Source organism: Planktothrix prolifica NIVA-CYA 540, from assembly GCF_963864145.1.
GTDB lineage: Bacteria > Cyanobacteriota > Cyanobacteriia > Cyanobacteriales > Microcoleaceae > Planktothrix > Planktothrix agardhii.
Genome location: NZ_CAWLTW010000001.1, coordinates 21,629 through 44,337, shown reverse-complemented (window position 1 = coordinate 44,337; position 22,709 = coordinate 21,629). Strand labels below are relative to the sequence as shown.

Sequence of the window (22,709 nt, the reverse complement as noted above, 5' to 3'; positions counted from 1 at the left end):
AGGATTAATTTATCATGAAATAGAATGAGATCAGAAAAAATTAAAGACTATCCCAGTTATTAATAATGGGTAATGGATGCCCCAATTTGATCCCCAATAAAATCCAATCTTCTAAAGTTGAACGCAATTCTTGTTCACATTGTTTTAAGGTTGAACCAAAAGCAATAACTCCTTGACAAATAGGGATTTTTCCCACAAAAGTTTGATCTTCAAGTTTGTCATAAATTGCTTCAGCCATTGCCTGCTCAAGATAATCACTAAGGATATACTGTACAGCCATTGCTAATCCTAAATTCATTGCATTTTTCCTATTATAGAATATTTGAGTCAATGTATTTATGAAGTTTTATTCCATGTATCCTGTCTGTTTTAACCATTGGCGAAGTTGAGTAAAAAATTGGTTTTTATCGGGGTTTTGATAAACTTCTTTAACCGTTTTCCAGCCTGCATCTGCTTCACCTAGTAAATACTGTTGGGCTAAATAAGCGGCTAAAACTCCTTTTAAATCTTGTTTCAGGCGATTACGTTTAGTGATTTCTTGTAACAAAACTGAGTTATGTTCGGCGAGCAATTCAGAATATTTTTTAGTCACATCTTGCCATTCTCCAAACTGATATTTAAAAATTTGTAAAGGCAATTGTTCCGGGGTATAGACTTGAAATTGTTTACTAAATCGTTGGTCATAATGAATTAAAATAGGAGTTTCTTGGTTGTCTGTTTTGAGTTGATAGGAAATTAAACCCCATTTTTGTTGTAAATCTCGATATTCCCGTTTAATCGGACTATACCGATAAATTACGGAATAGTAACTTTTTAAATTGTTATCTTCATCAACTAATAAATCTACTAAAATTTCGGGTTCTTTATCGTTATCTAAATCTAGGATTTTAAAATCAATCACTCTGGCATTTTTAACGGTTTTTACCCCAGGACTAGATAAATTTGCCATAGAAATAACATCTTCTGAAATCAAATCTCCTTTTCTGGTAATTTTAATTTGCATGAGTTGAATTGTACTATTAGAATCTGCTAATAATTGAGCTTTAATCTCTCCTAAAGTAACTGTTTTTTGCACCTTTAAATCCTTTATTTCTGGATAGGATTCAGGTTTTGATTCTATTGGGGGTGTCCCTTGAGGTTTCATTGTAACTGGTGGAGTTGTCGGAGAAGATTTAGGCTCTGAACTAACTGCTGGAGTATCAGAAATTGAGATTCTGGCAATATATTGAGTCGGGACTAATGCCTGTTTTTTATCTTCGGAAATGGCTTGACAAATTAAGGTAGCAACTTCCGCCCGGGTTGCGGGTTTATTAGGATTTAATCGTCGCAGATTGGGATAATTAACTATTAACCAATTTTCTGTTGCTGTTGCGATCGCTTTTTTAGCATATTCAGGAATATCAGAAGCATCATCAAATATTTTGGTTAATTGTTGATAGGAAACTTGGCTGGATTTATAATCTAAACCATTAACTACCGCCACTAACGCCTGGACTCTGGGGATATTTAATAAAGGATTAAAAACACTTCCTAAATATCCTGACATAAACCCTTTTTGATTCGCCCCTTGAATAGCATTATAGGCCCAAAAATCCGTCGGGACATCGACAAAATCAATCGCTTTTTCACTTCGAGGAATTTTAGGAAATGCTTGACTAATAATAGCTGCAAATTCAGCCCGATTAACGGGACTATCGGGGCGAAAAGTATCATCTTCATAATAGCCTTTCACAATATTTTTTTGGGCTAAATTCTCAATACAATTTTGCGCCCAATGACCTTTAATATCTGAAAATTTTTGAGAATCTTCGGCGAAAACGGGATTGATAAATGGTAGAGATTTATGAGTAATAATTATTCCCAAAGCGACGAGAATAAATAACTTAATTGGGGATAGATTAGACCTCGATTTTAGCATCGAAACAGCCATCAATTTTGCAGACTGAAAATAGGATAAAATTTTAGATTTCATATTACTCCTTATTTAAACAAATTGAACAACAGCACCCACACTAGGTAAGGTGATATCTAAATTAGGAACACCCACCAAGACCAGATTACCAACACTAGCAACGGATGTTCCAAAATTCAAGTCGGTATTGGAATTATCCGTAACCGGACTTAAATAAGTTTGAACTAAATTTCCGCTTCTTAATTCATAGCGAAATGTTCCTCCTAAATTTCCTAAACCGTAGCCCGGAGAACCAATCAAAACCTCATTTCCTATCAAGGCTAAGGCTTGACCAAATTGATTAAATTCCTCCACTTTAGGAGCATTATAACGTTGTAAAACCGCTCCGGTAATCCCATCGAATAAAAAGGCGATTCCCGCATCTATTCCCCCCTGGTCGTCTCCTGGTGCACCGATTAAAATATCTCGACCAACACCCGTCCAAGCGACGGAATAACCAAAATTATCTAACCCAGGATTGGGATTTTTAAAGGTTTGTAAAAGCTGTCCAGTTACACTATCAAACATATAGGCTTCACCGGGTTGTTTTCCCCCAGTTGAAGTTAAACTGGCGGGCGCACCAATTAATACTCTATCTCCACCAACCGCCGCCACGGACGCACCAAAAAAATCATTAATTTGAGGGTTGGGATTCAAAAAGGTTTGCAATAGTTGACCTGTATTTCCATCCAATAAATAGGCGATTCCTCCGGCGGGTGCTAAGGTGGAATTACCGGGTGCACCGACAATAATATTATTGCCTAAAGTTGCCACGGAATAGCCAAATAAATCAAATATATTTGGGGTCGGGTTATTGATAGTTAAATAGGGGGCTCCCGTGGCGGTATTAAACCCATAAACCGCACCGGAATTAGGAGCTAAACTACTATCTTGAGATGCACCAATAATAATATTATCTCCTAAAGTTGTAGCTACGGACTGACCAAATTTTGCAGTCCCCGCACTGGGAGAAGGGTTACGAAATGTTAATGTTGGTTGTTGAGTTGTGAGATTGAATAAATAGGCGATTCCTTGATTATTGGTTTGACCGGGGGCGGTTATTGCTAAGAAATTATTTCCTAACCGAGATAAATTTGAACCAAATTGAGCATTAGTTTCAGGAATCGGATTAACTAATTTTCCTAATGCTGAAGGTGGAATTTCATCATCTATAATGTCTAAAATAGCTTGATTAGGTGTACCAATTTGGGCAAAATTAGTGGGGTTTTCTAAGGTTAAAAGTAAGTTAGATGAATAATTAGGGAAATTATTATTAACAATGGGAATTTTAATGATTTTAGGAGTAGTATCCCCATTGGCAAAATTAACAATAATTGGTGTGGTATCGACTTGATTTCCCGTTGGTGTTAAGGGAGTAGGAATTGGAACTACCGTAACGCTGATTTCTCCATCATTTCCACTATTTCTAACAACGGTAATCGGATTAATTATAGTCCCATTTTCATTAACAGCAAACTGCTCGGAACTAAAAGCTACCGACCCAGGAATAATAAAGTTAGAACGATTGATTTTATCTGGTTTAATTCCTTGTAAAATAGCTACAATTCCCCCTGAATTAGAGGATATAATTGTACTATTTTCGTTGCTGGGATCGGATTTAATGCTTAGGTTTTCAAAAGCTAAATCACCCGTTAAAAAAATAATATATTCTTCTGGTTTATAATCTACAATTATATCAGATAATTCCAAATTATTACTATCTAAAACAAAAATATCTTTACCTTCTCCACCGATTAAAGTATCACTTCCTGCGTCCCCAGAAATCCAATCATTTCCGTTATCTCCAATGATTTGATCATTTCCTTGACCCCCAACTAAAGTATCATTTCCGATCCCTCCCGATACCTGGTCATCTCCAGTATTTCCTGTTACTAAATCATTCCCCCCATCCCCTCGAACCTGATCATTTCCATTACCTCCAAAAACCGTATCATCTCCATCTTCTCCCCCGATAAAATCATCTCCATCATTACCCTCTACCCAGTCATTGTCGGCGCCTGCTCGAAGTTCATCATTTCCTTGACCTCCGAATATAAAATCCTTCCCTAAATCCTCTCTAACTTGATCATTTCCTGACCCTGAATAAATAGTATCATCCCCTTCAACTCCCGATAATTGAGTGGGATTATCTGGATCTATAAATCCCACAAATTGATCATTTCCTGCTTCTCCAAATAACAGATCATTGCCTTCACCTCCTAAAATTTGATCGTCTCCAACCCCGCCAAATAGGGTGTCATTTTCCCCTTCTCCAAATAATTGATCGTTATCTGAATTACCATAAATTAGTTCAGGATCTGACGAACCCCGAACCGTATCATCTCCTCCTAATAAAAAAGCACCTAACTTAAATACTCCCAATTCTCCAGGGAAAAATCTGATGTCTTCAGGGGTATTATCTCCGACTAGGCGAAGTAAACCTGTGGTAGAATCTGTTTCTGGTTTTAGCACCATAATGTTATTCTGTAAACTAAAATTAAAATACTAACATTGCTAATTATAGCATCGGTTTTGCTGACTGCCAAAATTTAGAAATCGTTACAAATTGATAGCCCTGTTCTAATAATTTAGGAATAATTTCTTCAGTGGTTTTTGCCACATCTTTTCCCCCATTATAGCCATCATGGAGGACAATAATTGACCCATTTCGGGTTTGTTTGATCACCCTATTACTGACAATTTCAACCCCAGGTTGTACCCAATCTTCAGGGACAACACTCCACATCACCGGACGATATCCCCAACTTGTTAATAAATCTAAAGTTCTGGGTAAAAATACACCGTTAGGGGGACGAACATCTAGGATTAATTCCGGTTCCAGACCACAAGCATTAAAAATAGCAGTTTTAGTTTTTTCTAGGCTTTGTTTTAATGCAATTTCTGTTAATAAAGGGAAAGTATCGTGTTTATAACCATGTAACCCTATCCAATGACCTTGTTGATAGACAGCTTGGGCAATTTCAGGATATTTTTCTACCCATTGTCCTAACCAAAAAAAACTGGCCGTAATTTGAAACTGTTCTAAAACCTTTAATAATTCTAAAGTATATTGGGGGTGCGGCCCATCATCAAAGGTTAAGCAAATTTCCGGTTGAGATAAATCCCCTGTCCATAGACAATGAGGAAATTTTGGGCTTAAAAGTGGATGCAAATAGGGGAAAAATGAGGCAAATTGTAGTTTAAAATTGAAAGGGTTATTCATAAAGGTTTAAGTTCACAAATCTTTGTATAAATCAGTGGGTATTGATTGAAAAAAAATGTACCATATTGATCGGTAATTTATTGGCAACTCTAACCATGAAAAAGTATGTTTGTAAAACCTGTGGCTATACCTACGATCCCGAATACGGTGATCCCGATGGCGGTATTGAACCGGGTACAGCTTTTGAAGATATCCCTGAAGACTGGATTTGTCCACTTTGTGGAGTTGAAAAAAAAGATTTTGAATTAGAAGAATAGAGGGTTAATTTGTCTAGTATACAGCCTTTAAAAGTGATTGTAATTGGGGGTGGGGCGGCAGGTTTTTTTGGGGCCATTACTTGTGCAAATCACCATACCCAGACTCAGGTGATTTTGCTCGAAGCCGGACAACAAACCCTGGCTAAAGTGAGGATTTCCGGCGGGGGACGGTGTAATGTTACCCATGCTTGTTTTGAACCGACTCAATTTGTGCAGAATTACCCTAGAGGAAGTAAAGCTTTACGCGGTGCTTTTAGTCGATTTCAAGCTAAAAATACCGTGGAATGGTTTGCTAATCATGGGGTGAAGTTAAAAACAGAAACCGACGGGCGAATGTTCCCCATAACGGACGATTCTGCCACGATTGTTAACTGTTTAATTAGAGTAGCAGAACAGGCGGGAGTCAGGATTAAAAATCAAGCTCCGGTGGCTTCTATTTCCTATAATAATTATCACCCCCATCCTTTTAAAATTCAACTGAAATCTGGAGAAATTTTAGAAGGCGATCGCATTTTATTGGCGACCGGAAGTAACCCCTCCGGTTATAAGTTTGCTCAATCTTTAGGACATACAATTATTCCACCAGTACCCTCTTTATTTACCTTTAATCTTAAAGATAAACGACTCCAAGATTTAGCGGGGGTTTCTGTTAGTTCGGCGCGGGTTAAACTCCCCCAAGCTAAATTAGAACAAACTGGGCCTTTATTAATTACCCATTGGGGATTAAGTGGGCCAGCAATTTTAAAATTATCGGCTTGGGGAGCAAGGGTTTTATATGATTGTAATTATAAATCCCCTCTACAAATTAATTGGCTTCCCCAGGAACATCCAGAACAATTAAAGGAAAAATTATTAGACCTAAAATCACAATTCCCTAATCGTTTAATTTCGGCAAATTGTCCGGTTGATTTACCTCGTCGTCTTTGGAAACAATTGGTTGATTATCTTGGAATTGATGAGGAAAAACGCTGGTCAGAAATTTCTAATAAATCTTTAAACGAACTTATTCAAGAGTTAACCCAAGGAAGTTATAATATTAATGGCAAGGGTGTTTTTAAGGAGGAATTTGTTACCTGTGGTGGAATAAATCTAAAAGAAGTTGATTTTAAAACCATGGAAAGTCGCTGTTGTCCAGGGTTATATTTAGCCGGAGAAATCTTAGATATTGATGGAGTTACCGGGGGATTTAATTTTCAAAGTGCTTGGACAACAGGATGGTTAGCAGGAAAATCCGTTGTTGGGCTTTAGCCCAGGGAAAGAGCGCTGAAGCGCAACAACAAATAAGAGCGCTGAAGCGCAACAACAAATAAGAGCGCTGAAGCGCAACAACAAATAATAATAAAGAGCGCTGAAGCGCAACAACAAATAATAATAAAGAGCGCTGAAGCGCAACAACAAATTATTAAATTTTGGGTTTTCCGTCCTCTGATTTTGGAATATCTGGACAGGAATTGAAGGTTTTTAATTGATAACCTTGTTTCTCCATTGTCTCTACAAAATGAGTAGGATCTTGATTATTATTTTCAGGTAATATTTCGGGAGGATGATTTTTTAAATCCTGGCGTTTGTGTTTGAGTTTAGATTGTTTACCCATGATTTTGATATCCTTATAATTAATGAAAATAATGGTATAATAATTATAACACTTTCAACTATTTTAATTTTCTATATGATGGGTTATCTCAATGGGAACGTTGCCGATCTGCAAAAGGGAAATGGAAATAGAATTACCCTATTACTCGATGTTAATAATATTGGGTATGAAGTGCAAATTTTACCTCGAATGAGAGCAGAATTACCTGCGGTTGGGGAGTCGATACAAATTTTTACCCATTTACAAGTCCGAGAAGATCAAATTGTTTTATATGGCTTTTCTAATATGGCTGAACGGGATTTGTTTCGCCAATTAATTAGCGTTAGTGGCATCGGAACTCAATTAGCGATCGCTCTTTTAGATACCCTCGGACTTCAAGATCTAATTCAAGCAATTGTCGGCGGTAATACCCGTGTTTTAGCTAAAACTCCAGGCGTCGGAAGCAAAACCGCAGAACGCATCGCCCTAGAACTCAAAACCAAACTATCGGAATGGCGACAACAAGCTGGAATGCTTTCATCTAATCCCTCCAATATTACCCCAAAAATTCAAGAAGAAGTCGAAATGACCCTACTGGCTTTGGGTTATACTGGAGCAGAAGTGATGCAAGCTTTACAAGTTATTAGTCAAGATTCTAGTTTAGCCAAACAAACTAATTCCGATGAATGGATCAGAAGTGCGATCGCTTGGTTAAGTCAAGGGACTTGAAAGCTATTGACAGAAACCCCCCAAAACTCAAGTCTCATAGCTTACCCTCAGGGGGAATAGTATTTCCAGCAGGGGGAATTTGGGGAGCAAAAGGATTAGTATTGTCCGACGGGGGAACCGGAGAAGGTAAAATCGGAGGCAGCATATCTCCTGAGTTGGGTGCTGTGGGAGCAAAAGGTGGGGTGAGATTAGTCGGATTGGGAGGCGTTAATGTAGGATTTGAAGGATTGATTGGGGGTTTGATTTCCTGAGAACTGGGTAATGTCGCCAGGGCGACCCGTTCTCCGCCAATAGCTCGTAAACGGTCTAATACCCGAATCACATCATTATAAAGGGCTTCTCTTGGGGCATAGAGTACGATTAATCCACTGGGATTCCAACGTCGAAATCGGAGTAAAGATCGGTCTAATTGATCTTGATTAACTGGTTGTTGTTCAATATAGGTTTGTCCAGATTTATCAATCCCCACAATTAACATTTTTTGCATTTGGGTTTCCCCCGTACTCGCCTTGGGCAAATCCACATTAATTGCCTGTTGACGAGTTAATTGTAGGGATGCCAAAATAAAGAACGTGAGAATACAAAACACGACATCAATTAACGGAATTAATTCTATTCTGGCTTCATCAGTGGTCGAATCTGTTCTAATTTTCATAAAAATTTGGGGATTAATGTTTTAGAGTCTTCTTGGATAAAAAAGTAACTTTTTCTGTTGAAAACATTTATTTTTCCTCTTTTTCTTCCTCCTCCAAAGACTCAGATTTTTTTACGGGTTTAGGCTTTTTTTCTGTTTCAGGAATAGAGTTATTATTGTCTTCATCTATTAGAGGAAATTTCAAAAGTGGCTCATTTGTTTCTTCTGATTCTTCTTCTGATTCTTCTTCTTCTTCATCGGTTTCAAGAATTTGTAACTGAGATTTTGGATATGGCCAATTCTGACGATACATCAATTCTAATTCGTTTCCCGCTTTCCGAAATATTTTGGCTTGACCAAACATTAATCCCTGAAACAATCGATAAAATGCCAAACTAATAATCGCTACAATTAATCCCGTTGCAGTGGAAATTAAGGCTTCCGCAATCCCCAATGTCACATCCGCAGAGGATGAAGTCCCGATATCACCCAAACGAATCGAACCCAGAGAGTTAATTAACCCTAACACAGTTCCCAAGAGTCCCAATAGAGGGGCCATGGCAATCACCGCCTCGAAAATTTTATCCCCCCGACGCATAAAGGCTAATTCTTCATCCGCCCCCGCTTCTAGGGCTAAACGAAAAAGTTCGGGGTCGGGAGACTCTAACCGTAGGGGTGCATAGAGAAACCGTCCCATTGGTTGATTGCTAGATTGTTTAGCAATTTGATGGGCTTTCCCCCATTGTCCCCGTCGGGCTGAGTCAATGACTCGGTTAACGATTTGTTTTTCTTTGGTCAGGGTCGTACCCCAAAACCAAATCCTTTCTATGACCACACTCATCGACAGAATGGACAAGATCAGCAATGGCCACATTGCTGGCCCACCCTTGGCAAAAATCTCTTGAATATTCATCGGAAAAATGGGTAGAAACCCCTAACTTCTAGTTAGGCTTTATATTTCCCCTTTCGGGGTAGAGGGGTATGGTTGCCCCTCTGTGGAGATATGGTTGTCTCCTAACACCTATTTCTAGGGTAAAGTTAGCTTCGCCAATGTTTTAAGAGCTTGTTAGGCTAGTAGCACTGTCTTACCCCTCGTAAAACTGTTTAACTACTAACGACAGAGCCAGGGACTAGCTTCGCATCCACAGGGTGTCATGACTCAAAAAACGTAGTCAGTTAAGACTTAGGCTGGTCAACTAACTGAAGTGGGAGGCATGAAGCCCCGTAACTTCAGTGCGGGGTGCTGACCGAACTCGCACAACCTCCTAAAAATCTCACCCCTACAACTGTATTAGATGTTTGACACTCTCACCGTTAAGCCTTCGGCTGTAACGGGAGATTCTTGCTTAATGACACTTAACTAGCTCAAACAGTGTTAACTGTTCAAACCCCGCCAGTACGTCTGACCCGATTAAGGGTACTTCACAAGCATTTTCGCTCACGGTATGCCCTACCGCAATTAAGCCTCTATTTTTAATTACTTTGGCACTAGCTATGTCTCTTGGTTCTGTATGACCACAATACTGGCAATTATGTACTCTTTCACTCAGTAGCTTTTTGCCAGTATGTTTTCCACAATTAGGACACTCTTGAGATGTACCATTTTTATCTACTTTCAGATAAAATCTATCCCTTTTCCAGCAGACATAAGGTAATATCTCATTCATAAATCCACCTATCCCAGAGTCTAAAGATGGCTTTCTCACAATCCCACGACTCCAGGCTGTGTAATTGATGTCCTCTATAAATATATTCTCTCCTAAGTCACACAGAGCATGAGCTAGTTTAAAATGCCAATCTTTCCTTGCATTAGAGACTTTTTCATGTAATCTTCCTATTTTATCTTGCAATTTTAACCAATTGTTTGACCCCTTATTTTTATGTTTTAAGCGTCTTTGTAGCGATTTCAGCTTACTAGATGCCTTTAACAAAAACTTCGGTGCTTTGATTAATACGCCTGTACTTGTTGCCACAAATGATTCAATACCCGCATCTAGTCCTAAACTGGTCTTGCCGATTGGTATATCAGGACATACCTCTTGTGACTGAAACACAATCAGTAAATAATATCCACTCGCTTTTTTTACAATCCGAGCTTGCTTGGGCACAAAACCTATGGGATATTCCCTTGATTGTCTAATCTTTAACCAGCCTAATTGTGGTAGTTTCACCTTGCCTATTGCTAAACAATTTTTTAACATGGCCGGAAAAACAAAACTACGCATTTTCTTTTTATATCGAGGAAAACCACGACCTTGAGATTTCATATCAGTAAAGGCTTTGTCTAATGTTTTCAACGTTTGTTGTAACACTTGAGCATTAACTGACTTTAAATCCTGATTATTTTGTTTGGCTATAGTTAAATTCTTGGCTTGTACATGATAATTGGGATAAGGTTGCTCCGCGGGGATAATGTATTCTGAGACAATTGAACAACTATTAACAGGTGATTTCCTACTGCGTAACCAGTGCTTACGTTCAGCCAAGGCGTAGTTATAAACAGATCGGCAGACATCGAAGATATGCTCTATCTCTAACTCTTGCTGTCTATTTACATCTAACCTGAACTCATAAGTAAGATTAATCACTGGCTTTCATTGATTTTTTTGTGACATTTATGTATTTATTATAAACTTACTCATTAATTATGTCAACTAATTATCATAAAATTGACAATTGTTGATCTTATAATTCTTGATAACGCTAGGGGTAGACTGTTTAAATACTTAACAGTCTACCCCTATTATAAACTATTTTTGAAATTAATCCTCAAAAATATCTAACTGTTCTACAGAATCATCTTTTTTATCCTGTTTTTTAATTCCTTTTCTCAATCCCATGGCTATTTTACTATGCTTTTCAATTTGACGCATCACTTGTTTAGCCCGTTGAATTACAACATCTGGTAAACCCGCTAACCGTCCGGCTTCAATTCCATAGGATTTATCTGCACCTCCGGGCTGAACTTGATGCAGAAATATAATTTTATCGGGTAATTCTTTAACTGTAACTTGATAGTTAGCCACATTAGAAATAATTGAAGCTAATTCGTTTAATTCATGATAATGGGTGGCAAAAATTGTCCGAGAACGAATTTCTGTGGCTAAATATTCTGCTACTGACCAAGCAATTGATAACCCGTCAAAGGTAGCCGTCCCTCTCCCAATTTCATCTAATAATACTAAGGATTTTTGAGTTGCATGATTTAAAATATTAGCGGTTTCATTCATTTCTACCATAAAGGTAGATTGACCTGTGGCTAAATCATCCACCGCCCCCACTCGGGTAAAAATGCGATCGCAAATTCCTAATTTAGCCGATTTAGCCGGAACAAAACTACCCACTTGAGCTAATAATTGAATTAAGCCAATTTGCCGTAAATAACAACTTTTACCACTGGCATTCGGCCCAGTTAAAATAATTAAATCAGGGTGAGAATAGGGTTTAATTCCTGGGGTTTCTGACCCTTCTTCTTGACTTCCCAACTGGGCGGTATTCGGAACAAAAAACCCAGGAGGTAAGGATTTTTCGACCACGGGATGGCGACCTTCAATAATTTTAACTTCTCGACTATTTACCATTTCAGGGCGACAATAACCTTGATAAACTGCAATATCCGCTAACCCAGATAAAACATCAATTGCAGCCACCGCCCGCGATACATCTCTAATTAATTCTGAGTGTTCTCCTACTTCTAATCTTAATCGCAGAAAAATCTCATATTCTAATTGGTTTAAATCGTCTTTTGCGGTTAAAATTCTGGCTTCTCGTTCCTTTAATTCCGGGGTAATAAATCGTTCTTCATTGGTTAAGGTTTGTTTCCTAATATAATCATTGGGAGCTTGATCTAATTTAGAACGAGTAATACTAATATAATAGCCAAAGGCTTTATTAAAACCTACTTTTAAAGTAGAAATTCCGGTGCGTTCCCGTTCTTTAATTTCTAAATTTGCTAACCATTGTTGATCTGCTTCTGCTAATACCCGCAGCGAGTCTAATTGTTCATCCATTCCCGAACGAATTATCCCCCCTTCTTTCAAGTGTTGGGGGGGAGAGTCTACTAAATAGGATTGAATTTTATGGGCTAATTCTTCTAAGATGGGGGGAACAGTTTGTAAGGATTTTAAATAAGGAGAATGACCTTGACTAACTAAAACCGATAATTCCGGTAATTTGGCTAAGGAATCCGCTAAAGCAACTAAATCCCTAGCATTTGCAGTCCCATTTCCCGCCCGTCCGGTTAACCTTTCTAAATCATAAATTTGCCGGAGTAATTGCTGTAACTGATATCTTAATTCATGGTTGTCAACTAACTCTTGAATTGTATCATGGCGCGCTCTAATTCCTCGCAGATCTAATAATGGTTGTAATAACCAACGACGCAACGCCCGACCTCCCATAGCGGTGCTAGTTTTATCTAAAGCCCATAATAAAGAACCGTGTAAAGTTCCATCTCGAACGGTTTGGGTAATTTCTAAATTGCGGCGACTTTGATAATCTAAGATTAAATAATCGGTAATTGTATAGGTATGAAGTCTTTGTAGGGGAACTTGATTTTGCCGTTGAGTATCTTCTAAATAATCTAATAATCCTCCGGCGGCTCGTACTCCTAGGGGTAAATGATCACAGCCTAATCCTTCTAAAGAACGCATTTGAAATTGTTCTAAAATTTTATTTCTGGCTTCACTTAAACTAAAGGGAAATTGCGATCGCAAGGAATAACAAAAACAATTCGGTAAACAGTCCGGTAACTGACTAGATTTTTCCCCTGGACGCAACATTTTTCCTAAATCCGGGGCATTAATAGGAAACAACACTTCCGACGGTTGTAGACGCATTAACTCTTGGGTTAGTTGTTCTAAATTTTGGGATTGGGTGGTTAAAAATTCCCCCGTAGAAATATCAGAATAAGCCAGCCCCCAATGATCTCCAGCAATCACAACTGCTGCCAAATAATTATTTTTACGACCCTTGAGCATTCCGTCATCCGTCAAAGTTCCGGGGGTTAAAATTCGGGTAATTTCTCGACGCACTTGGCGTTTTTCCCTGGCCGCAATTTCCGCATCTTCAACTTGATCACAAATCGCCACCGCATAGCCTTTTTCTAATAGCATGGTAGCATAGCGTTCTACTGCATGATGGGGAACACCCGTCATCGGAACTCGGCCAATTTCTTTCCCTCCGTGTTTTGCAGTTTGCACTAATTCCAATTCTTGAGCTATGGTAATAGCATCCTGAAAAAAGCACTCAAAGAAATCCCCCACCCGAAATAATAATAAGGCATGGGGATATTGTTCTTTGACTTCGATATAGCGGTGCATCATTTCCGATAACTTTTCCCGATCGATCAGGTGATAGTCTGCATTGGGCGGAAGCGAATTGTCGGGAACTGAAGGAGCAGAGGACGCACTGGGGGGAACGCTCATAGTTTTTTGAAGATGCAAACCAAGACTAATCCTTAAGACTTTAGCGCGTTTAGTGCTTTTCTGCCAATAGGTAGCACTTTAGTTTAGACTTTAATTCATACAAATCTTAGTCCACAACAGTCGTCAGACTGTATTTTTAAAGTGAAACGCGATCGCATTTCATCCGAAAACCTAGCTCGTCAAGTTGCTAGTATTTATGCCTTTCTCAGTAGTATTTGGATTTTTTCATCCGATCAAATACTGCAATTTCTCGTGCCTAATCCCCAATCTTTGACCCTGATTCAGAGTATAAAAGGAGGAGCATTTGTTGTTATTACGACTACCATTCTCTACTTTTTTGTGCGCTTAGGAACTCGTCGTTTAGAAAAATCTGAACAACGGTATCGAACTTTATTTTTTGCCCATCCCCAACCGATGTGGGTTTATGACATAAAAACCCTTAAATTTCTAGCGGTTAATGAAGCAACAATCGAACATTATGGCTATTCAGAAGCAGAATTTATCTTGATGAAAATTACAGAAATTATACTTCCTGAAGAAATTCCGCGACTATTAGAAAGCCTATCTAAAATTGAAATGGGACTTAATCGAGTTGGACTATGGCAACATCATAAAAAAGATGGCACGTTAATATCTGTAGAAGTAACAGGTCATACTTTAGAATGGAAAGGTAAATTTGCCGAAGTAATTCTAGCTCAAGATATTACAAAACGGCTACAAACTAAAGCCGAATTAGAAAACTACGCTTTTAGTGATTTACTCACCGGATTAGCCAGTCTTAGTTTGTTATTAGAACGCCTACAATTTGTGATTAATTATCCGTCCCAAAACTCAAATAATTTTGCCATTTTATCCTTAGATATTGATCGATTTAAGCCTCTCAAATATGCCTTTGGTCATGATTTAGCAGAACAACTATTAATTGCCGTTGCCCAGCGCCTTAAAACCTTGGTCAGCCCCCGCGATATAGTTGCTCGGGTGGGAACCGATGAATTTGCAATTTTATTTACTGATATTGCCAATTATAATATTTTAACCGAAAAAATTGAACGTATTCATGCGGCTTTAGATTTTCCCTTTCGGTTGGATACGGTGACTATTTCATCGGCGACCAGTATTGGTGTGGTTTTGGATAAACTCCAGAGTCAACGTCCAGAAGATTATCTTCAAGCCGCCGATACTGCCATGTATTATGCCAAACAAAAAGGACGGGGAACAACGGTATTTTATGAGCCTAGTATGGCAAAAGTTGTAGCTGAACACCTGCAATTAGAAGCGGATTTACAACGGGCAATTGAACGTCAACAACTCAGTTTAAATTATCAACCAATTGTTTCCCTAGAAACTCAAAAAGTGGTGGGTTTTGAAGCCTTAGTGCGTTGGTATCATCCCGACCGGGGTTTTGTGTCTCCAGTTCAGTTAATTAATTTAGCCGAAAAAGCGGGATTAATTGTTTCCATGGGGCAATGGGTTTTATCCCAAGCCTGTAAACATTTATTAGAATGGCAAACCCGATTTCCTGACCTCTATGTGAGTGTTAATCTTTCGGAAATTCAGTTACGACATCCGAGTTTAATTCAAGAAGTTAAACGGGTTTTAGATTCTTTACAACTTCCACCATTTAGCTTAAAATTAGAAATTACAGAGAGCAGTTTGATGGAGAATATTACCTGGTCAACCGGATTATTAGAACAGTTAAAAACCCTTAAAATTAGATTATTAATTGATGATTTTGGCACGGGATATTCTTCCTTGAGTTATTTACAAAAGTTGCCCGTAGATACCTTAAAGATAGACCGCTCTTTTGTTCAGAATATCGAAGTTAATAATAAAGATTTTGAAATTGCTAAAACTATTATTAATTTAGCTCATAGTTTGGGTTTACAAGTGGTAACTGAAGGAATTGAAACCTCCCAGCAAGTCGAAATTTTTCAACAACTGCGCTGTGAATTTGGACAGGGATATTTATTCTCTCCTCCCCTAAACCCAACAGAGGTGATGGATTTTCTCAACCAAAACTGTTGAAATAACCGTCCTAGATGTTCACCTGAAAACCGTTAAAATAAAATAGTAATTGAAGTAATTATTAAAAATAATATGGCAAGAGGCGACCAAATCTATATTTTTCGGGAATTTTGGAACCTAGAGGGTTTATATGAACATCATGGCATTGATTGTGGTGATGGCACTGTGATTCATTATCGCAAACCCAGCGAAATTATTGAACGGACTTCTATAGAAATTTTTTCCAGGGGTCAAAAGATTTATATTCGACAGTATCCCATTCGTTATATAGCGGATACGGTTATTAACCGCGCCCAAAGTCGCTTGGGGGAAAAACAATATAATTTACTGTTTAATAATTGTGAACATTTTGCGACTTGGTGCATAACTGGGGAGAGTAAAAGTCAACAAGTTGAGAATTTTATTCCCCTTCTCCGTTATATTAATATTGATACCTTATCTGAGCCTCTCAAACAAGCGTTTATGGGTAGTCAACCCCAAGATGCTAAACGACTTTTAAATCAAGCATTAGGGGAAATTCGCGTCGCTTGGGATGACGTTCATCCTCAGTATAAAAAAGCCCTAGATGAAATGAATTCTTGGCATCAAGTGGCGATGGAAGCCTTAAAACGAAATCGAGAAGATTTAGCAAAAGAAGCCATTAAGCGAAAACTAAATTCCAAAAAACGAGCAACGGAATTAGAAGAAAATTTGGAAAAGTTAGCAACGATGACTCAAAATTTGTTAAAAAATCAAGCGGATAATGGGTAATGAGGATCACGGATTTAAGAGGATTTCACGGATTTCACGGATTTTAATCTGTGTTAATCTGCGTAATCCGTTTAATCCGTGATGCGGATTTTAATCTGTGTTAATCTGCGTAATCCGTTTAATCCGTGATGCGGATTTTAATCTGTGTTAATCATCTTAAATCTATGATCGTTAATGGGTAATGTTTATAACTGGGGCGAAAGGATTCGAACCTCTGGATGTCGGGACCAAAACCCGATGCCTTACCACTTGGCGACGCCCCATTGCTTCACAGTTACTAATAATAGCATCACCTACCCGGGATTTGTCAAGGGTTTTTACCAAAAAATTGATAACATTTTTACATAATTCTCTAAAACCCTTATAAAATAGAGCTTTTAGCCATTTTCACCTTGAAATTGGGTTTCGAGGGAAGCCAGAATAAAGAGAATCGACTTCAAACTGTTATCGTCTATGTCCGTTAATCTGATCCCAACAAAGTTGTTTGTGGTGGTTGTTGTGCGTTCTGACAACCGCTTTTTATTGATTCAGGAAGTCATAGGAAACCGCCCTTGGTACTTTCCGGGGGGACGGGTCGAACCTGGAGAAACTTTTGTCGCGGCTGCCAAACGAGAAACCCTGGAAGAAGCCGGAATTCCCATTATCCTAGAAGGGATTTTAAAGATTCAGCACGTTCCCCACATCAACGGACAGTCCCGTTTAGGCGTGTTTTTTCTAGCTCGTCCCGAAGACCATACCCCGCCAAAAAGCCAACCGGATCAGGAAAGTTTAGGCGCGAAATGGTTTACCTTAAAGGAATTAGAAGATTTACCCTTAAGAACTAAATTTGTAAAATCAATTATTTCCGAAGTATTAACCCAGGTAGAAGTTTATCCTTTACAGTTAATTATGCCCCATAATTAGGGAGTTAATAAAACTATAATTCAACTAATTCTTCCATCGAAAGATTCAATTTTATAAGTCAAATCACATTTAATTATCGGCTTCTTTATAGGCTCGAATCATTGCTTGTGTCCCTTGACTTTCCCCTAATCCTTGGTCTAATTTTTGGACAATTTTAAATAGATGATCTGCTAATTTAGTACCTGGTAAAGTGGGGTCGGAATTGAGAGTTTCTTGAACAATTCTGAGGTCTTTGAGGATATGTTTAATCATAAAACCCGGTTCAAAATCGCTATTAGCAACTTTTAATCCTAAATTTGATAAAGCCCAAGACCCGGCGGCTCCGGTACTACAAATTTCTACCACTAAATTTGGATCAATTCCTTGTTTTTCGGCTAATAATAGGGCTTCACAAATGCCCACCATATTTAAAGAAGCTAAAACTTGATTACATAATTTGACGGCTTGACCACTCCCCACTTTTCCACAATAACGAATTGTTTTTCCCATAGTTTCTAACAGGGGTTTTACAGTTTCAAAGGTGTTTTGATCCCCTCCAACCATAATGGTTAATGTGCCATTTTTGGCTCCAATATCACCCCCGGAAACCGGAGCATCTAAGAATTTAATTTGATGGGGTTCAAGCTGTTGAGCAATGCGACGGGCGGCTTCTGAACCAATGGTACTAAAATCAATCACAATTGCCCCAGGTTTGGCAAAATTAATTATGCCTTTTTCGCCTAATATAACGGCTTCCACGTCGGGAATATCCCCAACACAGGTAAAAATAAGATCAACATCTGTAACGGCTTCTTGAATAGAAGAAACAATATTAGCACCCGCTTCAGATGCTATTTTAACACCCGGGCGATCGCTCGTTCGATTCCAAGCCTGAACAAAATATCCTGATACTGCGAGGTTGGCACCCATGAAACCACCCATCACTCCTAAACCTAAAAATGCTGTTTTCATTATTTTATTTTATGAGTATAATTTGCTATGGGCTTGTGCCATTAATCCTAGAGAATAGGTGCGGAAAATTTGACCAAGCCCTTAGAGCCGGGAATAGGGAACAGGCAACAGGCTCACGGCAACAGGCAACACCGAAGGAAAAGACTTAACCGTCAGGTTTTCTGGATCAGTCTTTGGGATAGCCAAAATAGATTAGAATACCATAATTGAAATTTTGCTCATTTTCAACTCCCCAGGAGCGATTACTAGGTTTAAATCTAAATTGATGGGGTCAACCAACTACTCCCCATAAAACTAAAGCCATAATAAGATATCAATAATTTACGTTCAGTATATAAGGTTTATTGGTAAAAATGGCTATGAACACCGATTACAACCAACAGTGCTTGTCTAAGCTAATCTGGGCGATGCAGAAGCTCAATATTGAGATGGATTATACAGAAATGCCTAAAATAGCAGAACTGATTGTACAAACCATGACCGGGCCTTGGCGCTATTTTCACACCCCCAATCATATTTTTGAGGTGGGGGGGGAAGCAGGGCTGTTTCATGTTTGAAAATTATAGCCTACTTTTGGGTCATAATTCTCAAACATGATAGCTATTTTCCGAATAATTAATATTTCATATAATTGCTATATTAATATTAATTATAGGAGGTATTATCTAAGCAGCATAAATATTCTTATTCCCTATGGAGTAAGACTTACATTCCCGATTTTTATCTATTTTTCCTAAATTAATTGCTCTATTTTTTCATTTTTAACTTTCGGATTAAGAGATAGCCACTAATTTCTCCCAATGATTTCCTAACCACCTTCTTCCCTCTGTTATTGACAAAAATCCTAAACCTCTGAAAATATTCAATCCTAGGGTGTTGAGCAGTGCCCAATTAGTCGCGGCTTGTACTTGATGAATTTTCATACTATCCTCTTTAAATAACACATCTTTTACCCAATGAACTTGATTCTCAATCCCCCAATGCCCTTTAATTTTTTTGGAAAAAAAATCCGCCTTTTCCCAGATACTACTTATATAATAAACCGTTTCTCTATAAGGCTTTTTTCCTCTGTATCCCCACCTTTCTACCTGAATTATACTTTGAATATGTTCCCAAGGGCTTTCAATTTTTATCGAATTTTTAAACACTGATACCCGACGAGTTATTTCTCGTCCATGACCCCTCTCTTTTTGAGTATCTATACTTTCAGCTTTCGTCGTTTTTGTAATTTTTTCAATTTGATTATACAGTTTGATTTGATTCTTTTTAACCGCGATTAAATAATCGTTTTCACTCTCGATAATCTTTCGGACTGTGGTGACATTACAATGTAACGCATCCGCAGTTATTAACTTTCCTTTTAGACCACATTCTTCTATTATCCCTTGGGCTACAGCTTGTTCTGAACCGGTTTTACTCTCGAACTTTTCCGTCGCTAATACTAATCCGGTTTCTTGACTAAATAGAGATACCATTATTACCATGTTTTGCTGCTGATTGCCTGGGTCTTTTACCGTACTTCTTAAACTTTTTCCATCTATTGCTAATCCCTCTATTCCCTTTAATTTAGGAGAATTCTCTCTTGACCATTCTTTTACTATTTTGCTTAAATCCTTCTCGTCTACTCCTCTCATCACCCTCCTTATTGTTGAATAAGATGGCATTCCTTGGCTATAGATATTGAATGTTCTTTTCAGGATAACTTCGTTGGCTTTGACAAAATATTCCATCTCTCGATATCCTTGATGCCCTGACATCACCCCTAAAACTACTACTAATAGCACTTCCCATAAACTATACCTTTTTCCCTGATTTTTTCGGAAATCCTTGACTTCTTTTAAATTTTCTATTAAACTTGTTAGCATCTTTATTTTAGAAAAAAATGGTGATCGCTCTCCATTTTATCAGGTGGCGATCGCTCTTTCTTTACTCTTTTTCACCTGACTTTGAAACAGCCCTGGGGGGAAGATGACCCAATTGAAGTTTTAGCCGCCTTGTTTCATGATGTTGTCTATGTACAGGTGGATCAGAGTGTTAATTTTAATTTAACCTATTATATTGTACCCTTTGTTCGACAGGTGGGGGAACATTTAGTCATCCGTGAGGCTCAGGAATTACCCGAAGATCAAAGTTTTGAAATGGTCAGACAAATATTTGATTTTGTTCCAGGTCAAACCCTGTCTCCGATGACGGGACAGAATGAGTTTTTGAGTGCATTAGTCGCTGGTAAAGTCTTAGAAGATTTGTTATCTTTAGAATTATTAGTACAAGTAGTAGCCTGTATTGAAGCGACTATTCCCTTTAGAACCAAAACAGAATTAGGCAGTAATAGTGATATTTTATATGGACGATTAAAGGATGTTTGTGAACGGTTTAATTTAAAATTAACCGATGATGAGTTAATCGAAACCATTAAACGTTCGATTAGACTTTCTAATCGAGATGTGGGAAGTTTTGCCCATGAAAGTGCAGCAAAATTTTTAGATAATACCTGGAATTTATTACCAGAAACCAATCACTATCTCAAAAATTCTAGTTCCTATACAATTAATCAATATCGGACAGCTTTGCAAAAAATGGAAGGGTTTATGAATTTTATTAAACCCGAAATTATTTTTCATCAATTTAGAGAATATCCCGATGATGCTACCTATAATAATCTAGTCGTAATGGCGAGAAAAAATATTGAGGTGGGGCGGCTTTATTTGGTGAGTAAATTATTTACGATTGCGTTTTTAGAAGCTTTATCCTTACGATTTGGGCGAGTGATTCCGGTTTCAACTTTAATGGGTGAAATGCCATCGGAAGGATTTTCTGCGGTTTCTTTAGTAGATTTTCTGCCCCTAATTCCCCAACCACACCAACCGACAACGGACTTAGAAAAACTGGTTTTAACGTTATTAGATGAAGGACGCACCCAAAGTTCATCCTATGATATCAAAAATTCCCCATTAACTACTTATATGGTTAAGTGTTTAGGGTTTGATGAAATTATTCATCAACGCAACCGCGCCCAACAATTTTTTCAAGATAAAATTAGTCATGAAGAATTTTTGGCGGGTTTTGATACGGATGTTAAAAAAGCTGTCACCGATGGAATTGTTCAGTTATTTGACTCTCGAAAAGCTTCTCTTTGTCAATCTTTGTAAGAGGGAACAGGGAATAATGGGTTTTGGGTTTTGGGTAATGGGTTTTGGGTTTTGGGTTTTGGGTTTTGGGTAATGGGGCTTTATTTTTTATTGGTTTTGAGAAGGTTTTGAGGTATTTTCAATCATTTTGACAATGCCAATTCCGCCAAAATAAAGCCCTAATATAGCCCCGGCTAATAAACTTTGGGTGAGGGGGTCAGTTGATGGGGTTAATACTGCTCCTAATACGGCTCCACCTAAAATAACGTATCTCCAAGCGGATAACATTTTCTCAGAAGATACAATTTTTAATCCGCCTAATATGGCTTGAATCACAGGAATTTGAAAGGCTATTCCGGTACAAAATAATAAGACTAAAACAAATTCAAAATATTTTTCAATGGAAAAGAATTGTTCAACTACATCCGCCCCATAACTGACAAAAAAGTTCAATGCTGCTGGAATTAAGGCAATATAAGCAAAGCCTAAACCCAATAAAAACAATACACTCGAACCCAATAAAGTAGGGACTAATAAACGGCGTTCTTTGCGGGTTAATCCGGGTAAAACAAACATAGTAATTTGATATAAAATAAACGGAGTTGCGACGACCAACCCACTATAACCCGCTACTTTTAAGGAAACAAAGAAATATTCTCCGGGGGCAAGTTGAACAAATTTAATCCCCGATGCGGGACGTTGTAATAATTGTACAATCGGATTAACAAAAGCAAAGCAACCAATAATCGCAATAAATACCGCAATCAAAACATAAAAAATTCGTTGTCTTAATTCCTCTAAATGGTCGAAAAAACCCATCTCAACTTCATCGGGAATTTCATCACCTTCATCGGTTGTAGTTTGACTCACAGGAAGATAAAACTCAGGTTGAGGGATTTGGCTTTCAGAAGATAACTGATTTTCCTTTTCTTCTCCTAATTCAGTCGATAAGTCAATATCCTGAGAAATATCATCAAGATTAGAGATAGGAGAGGGAGAATTTTGTTCGGGATTTTCCGGTAAAACGGGGTTTAAGTTGGAGTTAGATTCCGGTGTCTCCGAATTTGAAGCAGGTGTCATAATTATCAGTAAGCGTTAAACTAGGGTTAGAAACTACCCAGTCTCAAGGGACGGGATTTTTGAAAACTAATCATCAATG

General features: G+C 38.1%; 20 protein-coding genes and 1 tRNA gene. 8 read left to right on the top strand and 13 right to left on the bottom strand.

The genetic code is table 11. The features are described from left to right. Positions 1-40: 40 nt before the first annotated feature. From AC559H_RS00190 to AC559H_RS00175, 4 genes are read right to left on the bottom strand one after another with little or no spacing between them, the layout of a single operon-like run. Entirely contained in the window at positions 41-298 is a 258-nt protein-coding gene (locus tag AC559H_RS00190) for a type II toxin-antitoxin system HicB family antitoxin (protein WP_233423013.1), read from the bottom strand. A 48-nt stretch (positions 299-346) separates the two neighbouring features. Next, entirely contained in the window at positions 347-1,972 is a 1,626-nt protein-coding gene (locus AC559H_RS00185; RefSeq protein ID WP_051319720.1) for an S-layer homology domain-containing protein, read from the bottom strand. Positions 1,973-1,984: 12 nt separating this feature from the next. Next, on the bottom strand, positions 1,985-4,426 hold the full coding sequence (locus AC559H_RS00180) for a calcium-binding protein (RefSeq protein WP_026793348.1): 2,442 nt from the start codon (positions 4,424-4,426) through the stop codon (positions 1,985-1,987). Positions 4,427-4,469: 43 nt separating this feature from the next. Then, positions 4,470-5,174 (bottom strand): polysaccharide deacetylase family protein, encoded by a 705-nt coding sequence (locus AC559H_RS00175; protein ID WP_051319721.1) that lies wholly within the window; start codon positions 5,172-5,174, stop codon positions 4,470-4,472. 95 nt (positions 5,175-5,269) lie between these two features. Here AC559H_RS00175 and rd point away from each other — a divergent pair, with 95 nt between their 5' ends. Both rd and AC559H_RS00165 read left to right on the top strand, forming a co-directional pair. Further along, the gene (rd, locus tag AC559H_RS00170; RefSeq protein WP_071782528.1) at positions 5,270-5,431 is read left to right on the top strand and encodes a rubredoxin; all 162 of its coding nucleotides are present in this window, start codon (positions 5,270-5,272) and stop codon (positions 5,429-5,431) included. Positions 5,432-5,440: 9 nt separating this feature from the next. Continuing rightward, positions 5,441-6,679: a BaiN/RdsA family NAD(P)/FAD-dependent oxidoreductase gene (locus AC559H_RS00165; RefSeq protein WP_026793346.1), complete on the top strand. Its 1,239-nt coding sequence runs from the start codon at positions 5,441-5,443 to the stop codon at positions 6,677-6,679. Positions 6,680-6,833: 154 nt separating this feature from the next. Here AC559H_RS00165 and AC559H_RS00160 read toward each other — a convergent pair whose 3' ends face one another. Beyond that, the gene (locus tag AC559H_RS00160; RefSeq protein ID WP_026786290.1) at positions 6,834-7,025 is read right to left on the bottom strand and encodes a hypothetical protein; all 192 of its coding nucleotides are present in this window, start codon (positions 7,023-7,025) and stop codon (positions 6,834-6,836) included. Between the two features lie 75 nt (positions 7,026-7,100). Between AC559H_RS00160 and ruvA the strand changes: the two genes are divergently transcribed. Then, positions 7,101-7,733: a Holliday junction branch migration protein RuvA gene (gene ruvA, locus AC559H_RS00155; RefSeq protein ID WP_026793345.1), complete on the top strand. Its 633-nt coding sequence runs from the start codon at positions 7,101-7,103 to the stop codon at positions 7,731-7,733. A 34-nt stretch (positions 7,734-7,767) separates the two neighbouring features. Here the strand turns inward: ruvA and AC559H_RS00150 are convergent, their stop codons facing one another. The 4 genes from AC559H_RS00150 to mutS all read right to left on the bottom strand — a co-directional run bounded on the left by AC559H_RS00150 (position 7,768) and on the right by mutS (position 13,793). Beyond that, a complete protein-coding gene (locus AC559H_RS00150; protein WP_026786288.1) occupies positions 7,768-8,388 on the bottom strand; it encodes an ExbD/TolR family protein in 621 nt (206 codons plus the stop codon). Positions 8,389-8,455: 67 nt separating this feature from the next. Continuing rightward, positions 8,456-9,280: a MotA/TolQ/ExbB proton channel family protein gene (locus AC559H_RS00145; RefSeq protein ID WP_026793344.1), complete on the bottom strand. Its 825-nt coding sequence runs from the start codon at positions 9,278-9,280 to the stop codon at positions 8,456-8,458. 433 nt (positions 9,281-9,713) lie between these two features. Further along, a complete protein-coding gene (locus tag AC559H_RS00140) occupies positions 9,714-10,955 on the bottom strand; it encodes an RNA-guided endonuclease InsQ/TnpB family protein (protein WP_026793343.1) in 1,242 nt (413 codons plus the stop codon). Between the two features lie 174 nt (positions 10,956-11,129). Next, positions 11,130-13,793, bottom strand: a complete 2,664-nt coding sequence (mutS, locus tag AC559H_RS00135; protein ID WP_026798400.1) for a DNA mismatch repair protein MutS — start codon at positions 13,791-13,793, stop codon at positions 11,130-11,132. 141 nt (positions 13,794-13,934) lie between these two features. Between mutS and AC559H_RS00130 the strand changes: the two genes are divergently transcribed. Then, positions 13,935-15,818: a putative bifunctional diguanylate cyclase/phosphodiesterase gene (locus AC559H_RS00130; protein WP_051319722.1), complete on the top strand. Its 1,884-nt coding sequence runs from the start codon at positions 13,935-13,937 to the stop codon at positions 15,816-15,818. 72 nt (positions 15,819-15,890) lie between these two features. After that, positions 15,891-16,568 (top strand): lecithin retinol acyltransferase family protein, encoded by a 678-nt coding sequence (locus tag AC559H_RS00125; RefSeq protein WP_026793342.1) that lies wholly within the window; start codon positions 15,891-15,893, stop codon positions 16,566-16,568. A gap of 191 nt (positions 16,569-16,759) precedes the next feature. Here the strand turns inward: AC559H_RS00125 and AC559H_RS00120 are convergent. Then, positions 16,760-16,831 (bottom strand) — tRNA-Gln (locus AC559H_RS00120). Positions 16,832-17,021: 190 nt separating this feature from the next. Between AC559H_RS00120 and AC559H_RS00115 the strand changes: the two genes are divergently transcribed. Continuing rightward, positions 17,022-17,471: an NUDIX hydrolase gene (locus AC559H_RS00115; RefSeq protein ID WP_026793341.1), complete on the top strand. Its 450-nt coding sequence runs from the start codon at positions 17,022-17,024 to the stop codon at positions 17,469-17,471. Between the two features lie 69 nt (positions 17,472-17,540). Here the strand turns inward: AC559H_RS00115 and AC559H_RS00110 are convergent, their stop codons facing one another. Continuing rightward, the gene (locus tag AC559H_RS00110; RefSeq protein ID WP_036833273.1) at positions 17,541-18,422 is read right to left on the bottom strand and encodes an NAD(P)-dependent oxidoreductase; all 882 of its coding nucleotides are present in this window, start codon (positions 18,420-18,422) and stop codon (positions 17,541-17,543) included. A gap of 353 nt (positions 18,423-18,775) precedes the next feature. Between AC559H_RS00110 and AC559H_RS00105 the strand changes: the two genes are divergently transcribed. Next, positions 18,776-18,979: a hypothetical protein gene (locus AC559H_RS00105; protein WP_148292349.1), complete on the top strand. Its 204-nt coding sequence runs from the start codon at positions 18,776-18,778 to the stop codon at positions 18,977-18,979. Positions 18,980-19,195: 216 nt separating this feature from the next. On the opposite strand, the gene AC559H_RS00100 is transcribed toward AC559H_RS00105, so the two are convergent. Then, a complete protein-coding gene (locus AC559H_RS00100) occupies positions 19,196-20,287 on the bottom strand; it encodes an ISAs1-like element ISPlr1 family transposase (protein ID WP_026795269.1) in 1,092 nt (363 codons plus the stop codon). Positions 20,288-20,368: 81 nt separating this feature from the next. Between AC559H_RS00100 and AC559H_RS00095 the strand changes: the two genes are divergently transcribed. After that, positions 20,369-21,571, top strand: a complete 1,203-nt coding sequence (locus tag AC559H_RS00095) for a hypothetical protein (RefSeq protein WP_237746343.1) — start codon at positions 20,369-20,371, stop codon at positions 21,569-21,571. A gap of 87 nt (positions 21,572-21,658) precedes the next feature. Here AC559H_RS00095 and tatC read toward each other — a convergent pair whose 3' ends face one another. Beyond that, positions 21,659-22,630, bottom strand: coding sequence for a twin-arginine translocase subunit TatC (gene tatC, locus AC559H_RS00090; RefSeq protein ID WP_173401002.1), 972 nt, complete (start codon positions 22,628-22,630; stop codon positions 21,659-21,661). Positions 22,631-22,709 lie beyond the last annotated feature (79 nt).

Excerpts from the sequence above, each read along its gene's own strand:
- AC559H_RS00190 (WP_233423013.1), bottom strand. The coding sequence starts at position 298 with ATGAATTTAGGATTAGCAATGGCTGTACAGTATATCCTTAGTGATTAT.
- AC559H_RS00185 (WP_051319720.1), bottom strand. The coding sequence starts at position 1,972 with ATGAAATCTAAAATTTTATCCTATTTTCAGTCTGCAAAATTGATGGCT.
- AC559H_RS00180 (WP_026793348.1), bottom strand. The coding sequence starts at position 4,426 with ATGGTGCTAAAACCAGAAACAGATTCTACCACAGGTTTACTTCGCCTA.
- AC559H_RS00175 (WP_051319721.1), bottom strand. The coding sequence starts at position 5,174 with ATGAATAACCCTTTCAATTTTAAACTACAATTTGCCTCATTTTTCCCC.
- rd (WP_071782528.1), top strand. The coding sequence starts at position 5,270 with ATGAAAAAGTATGTTTGTAAAACCTGTGGCTATACCTACGATCCCGAA.
- AC559H_RS00160 (WP_026786290.1), bottom strand. The coding sequence starts at position 7,025 with ATGGGTAAACAATCTAAACTCAAACACAAACGCCAGGATTTAAAAAAT.
- ruvA (WP_026793345.1), top strand. The coding sequence starts at position 7,101 with ATGATGGGTTATCTCAATGGGAACGTTGCCGATCTGCAAAAGGGAAAT.
- AC559H_RS00150 (WP_026786288.1), bottom strand. The coding sequence starts at position 8,388 with ATGAAAATTAGAACAGATTCGACCACTGATGAAGCCAGAATAGAATTA.
- AC559H_RS00145 (WP_026793344.1), bottom strand. The coding sequence starts at position 9,280 with ATGAATATTCAAGAGATTTTTGCCAAGGGTGGGCCAGCAATGTGGCCA.
- mutS (WP_026798400.1), bottom strand. The coding sequence starts at position 13,793 with ATGAGCGTTCCCCCCAGTGCGTCCTCTGCTCCTTCAGTTCCCGACAAT.
- AC559H_RS00125 (WP_026793342.1), top strand. The coding sequence starts at position 15,891 with ATGGCAAGAGGCGACCAAATCTATATTTTTCGGGAATTTTGGAACCTA.
- AC559H_RS00115 (WP_026793341.1), top strand. The coding sequence starts at position 17,022 with ATGTCCGTTAATCTGATCCCAACAAAGTTGTTTGTGGTGGTTGTTGTG.
- AC559H_RS00110 (WP_036833273.1), bottom strand. The coding sequence starts at position 18,422 with ATGAAAACAGCATTTTTAGGTTTAGGAGTGATGGGTGGTTTCATGGGT.
- AC559H_RS00105 (WP_148292349.1), top strand. The coding sequence starts at position 18,776 with ATGGCTATGAACACCGATTACAACCAACAGTGCTTGTCTAAGCTAATC.
- AC559H_RS00100 (WP_026795269.1), bottom strand. The coding sequence starts at position 20,287 with ATGCTAACAAGTTTAATAGAAAATTTAAAAGAAGTCAAGGATTTCCGA.
- tatC (WP_173401002.1), bottom strand. The coding sequence starts at position 22,630 with ATGACACCTGCTTCAAATTCGGAGACACCGGAATCTAACTCCAACTTA.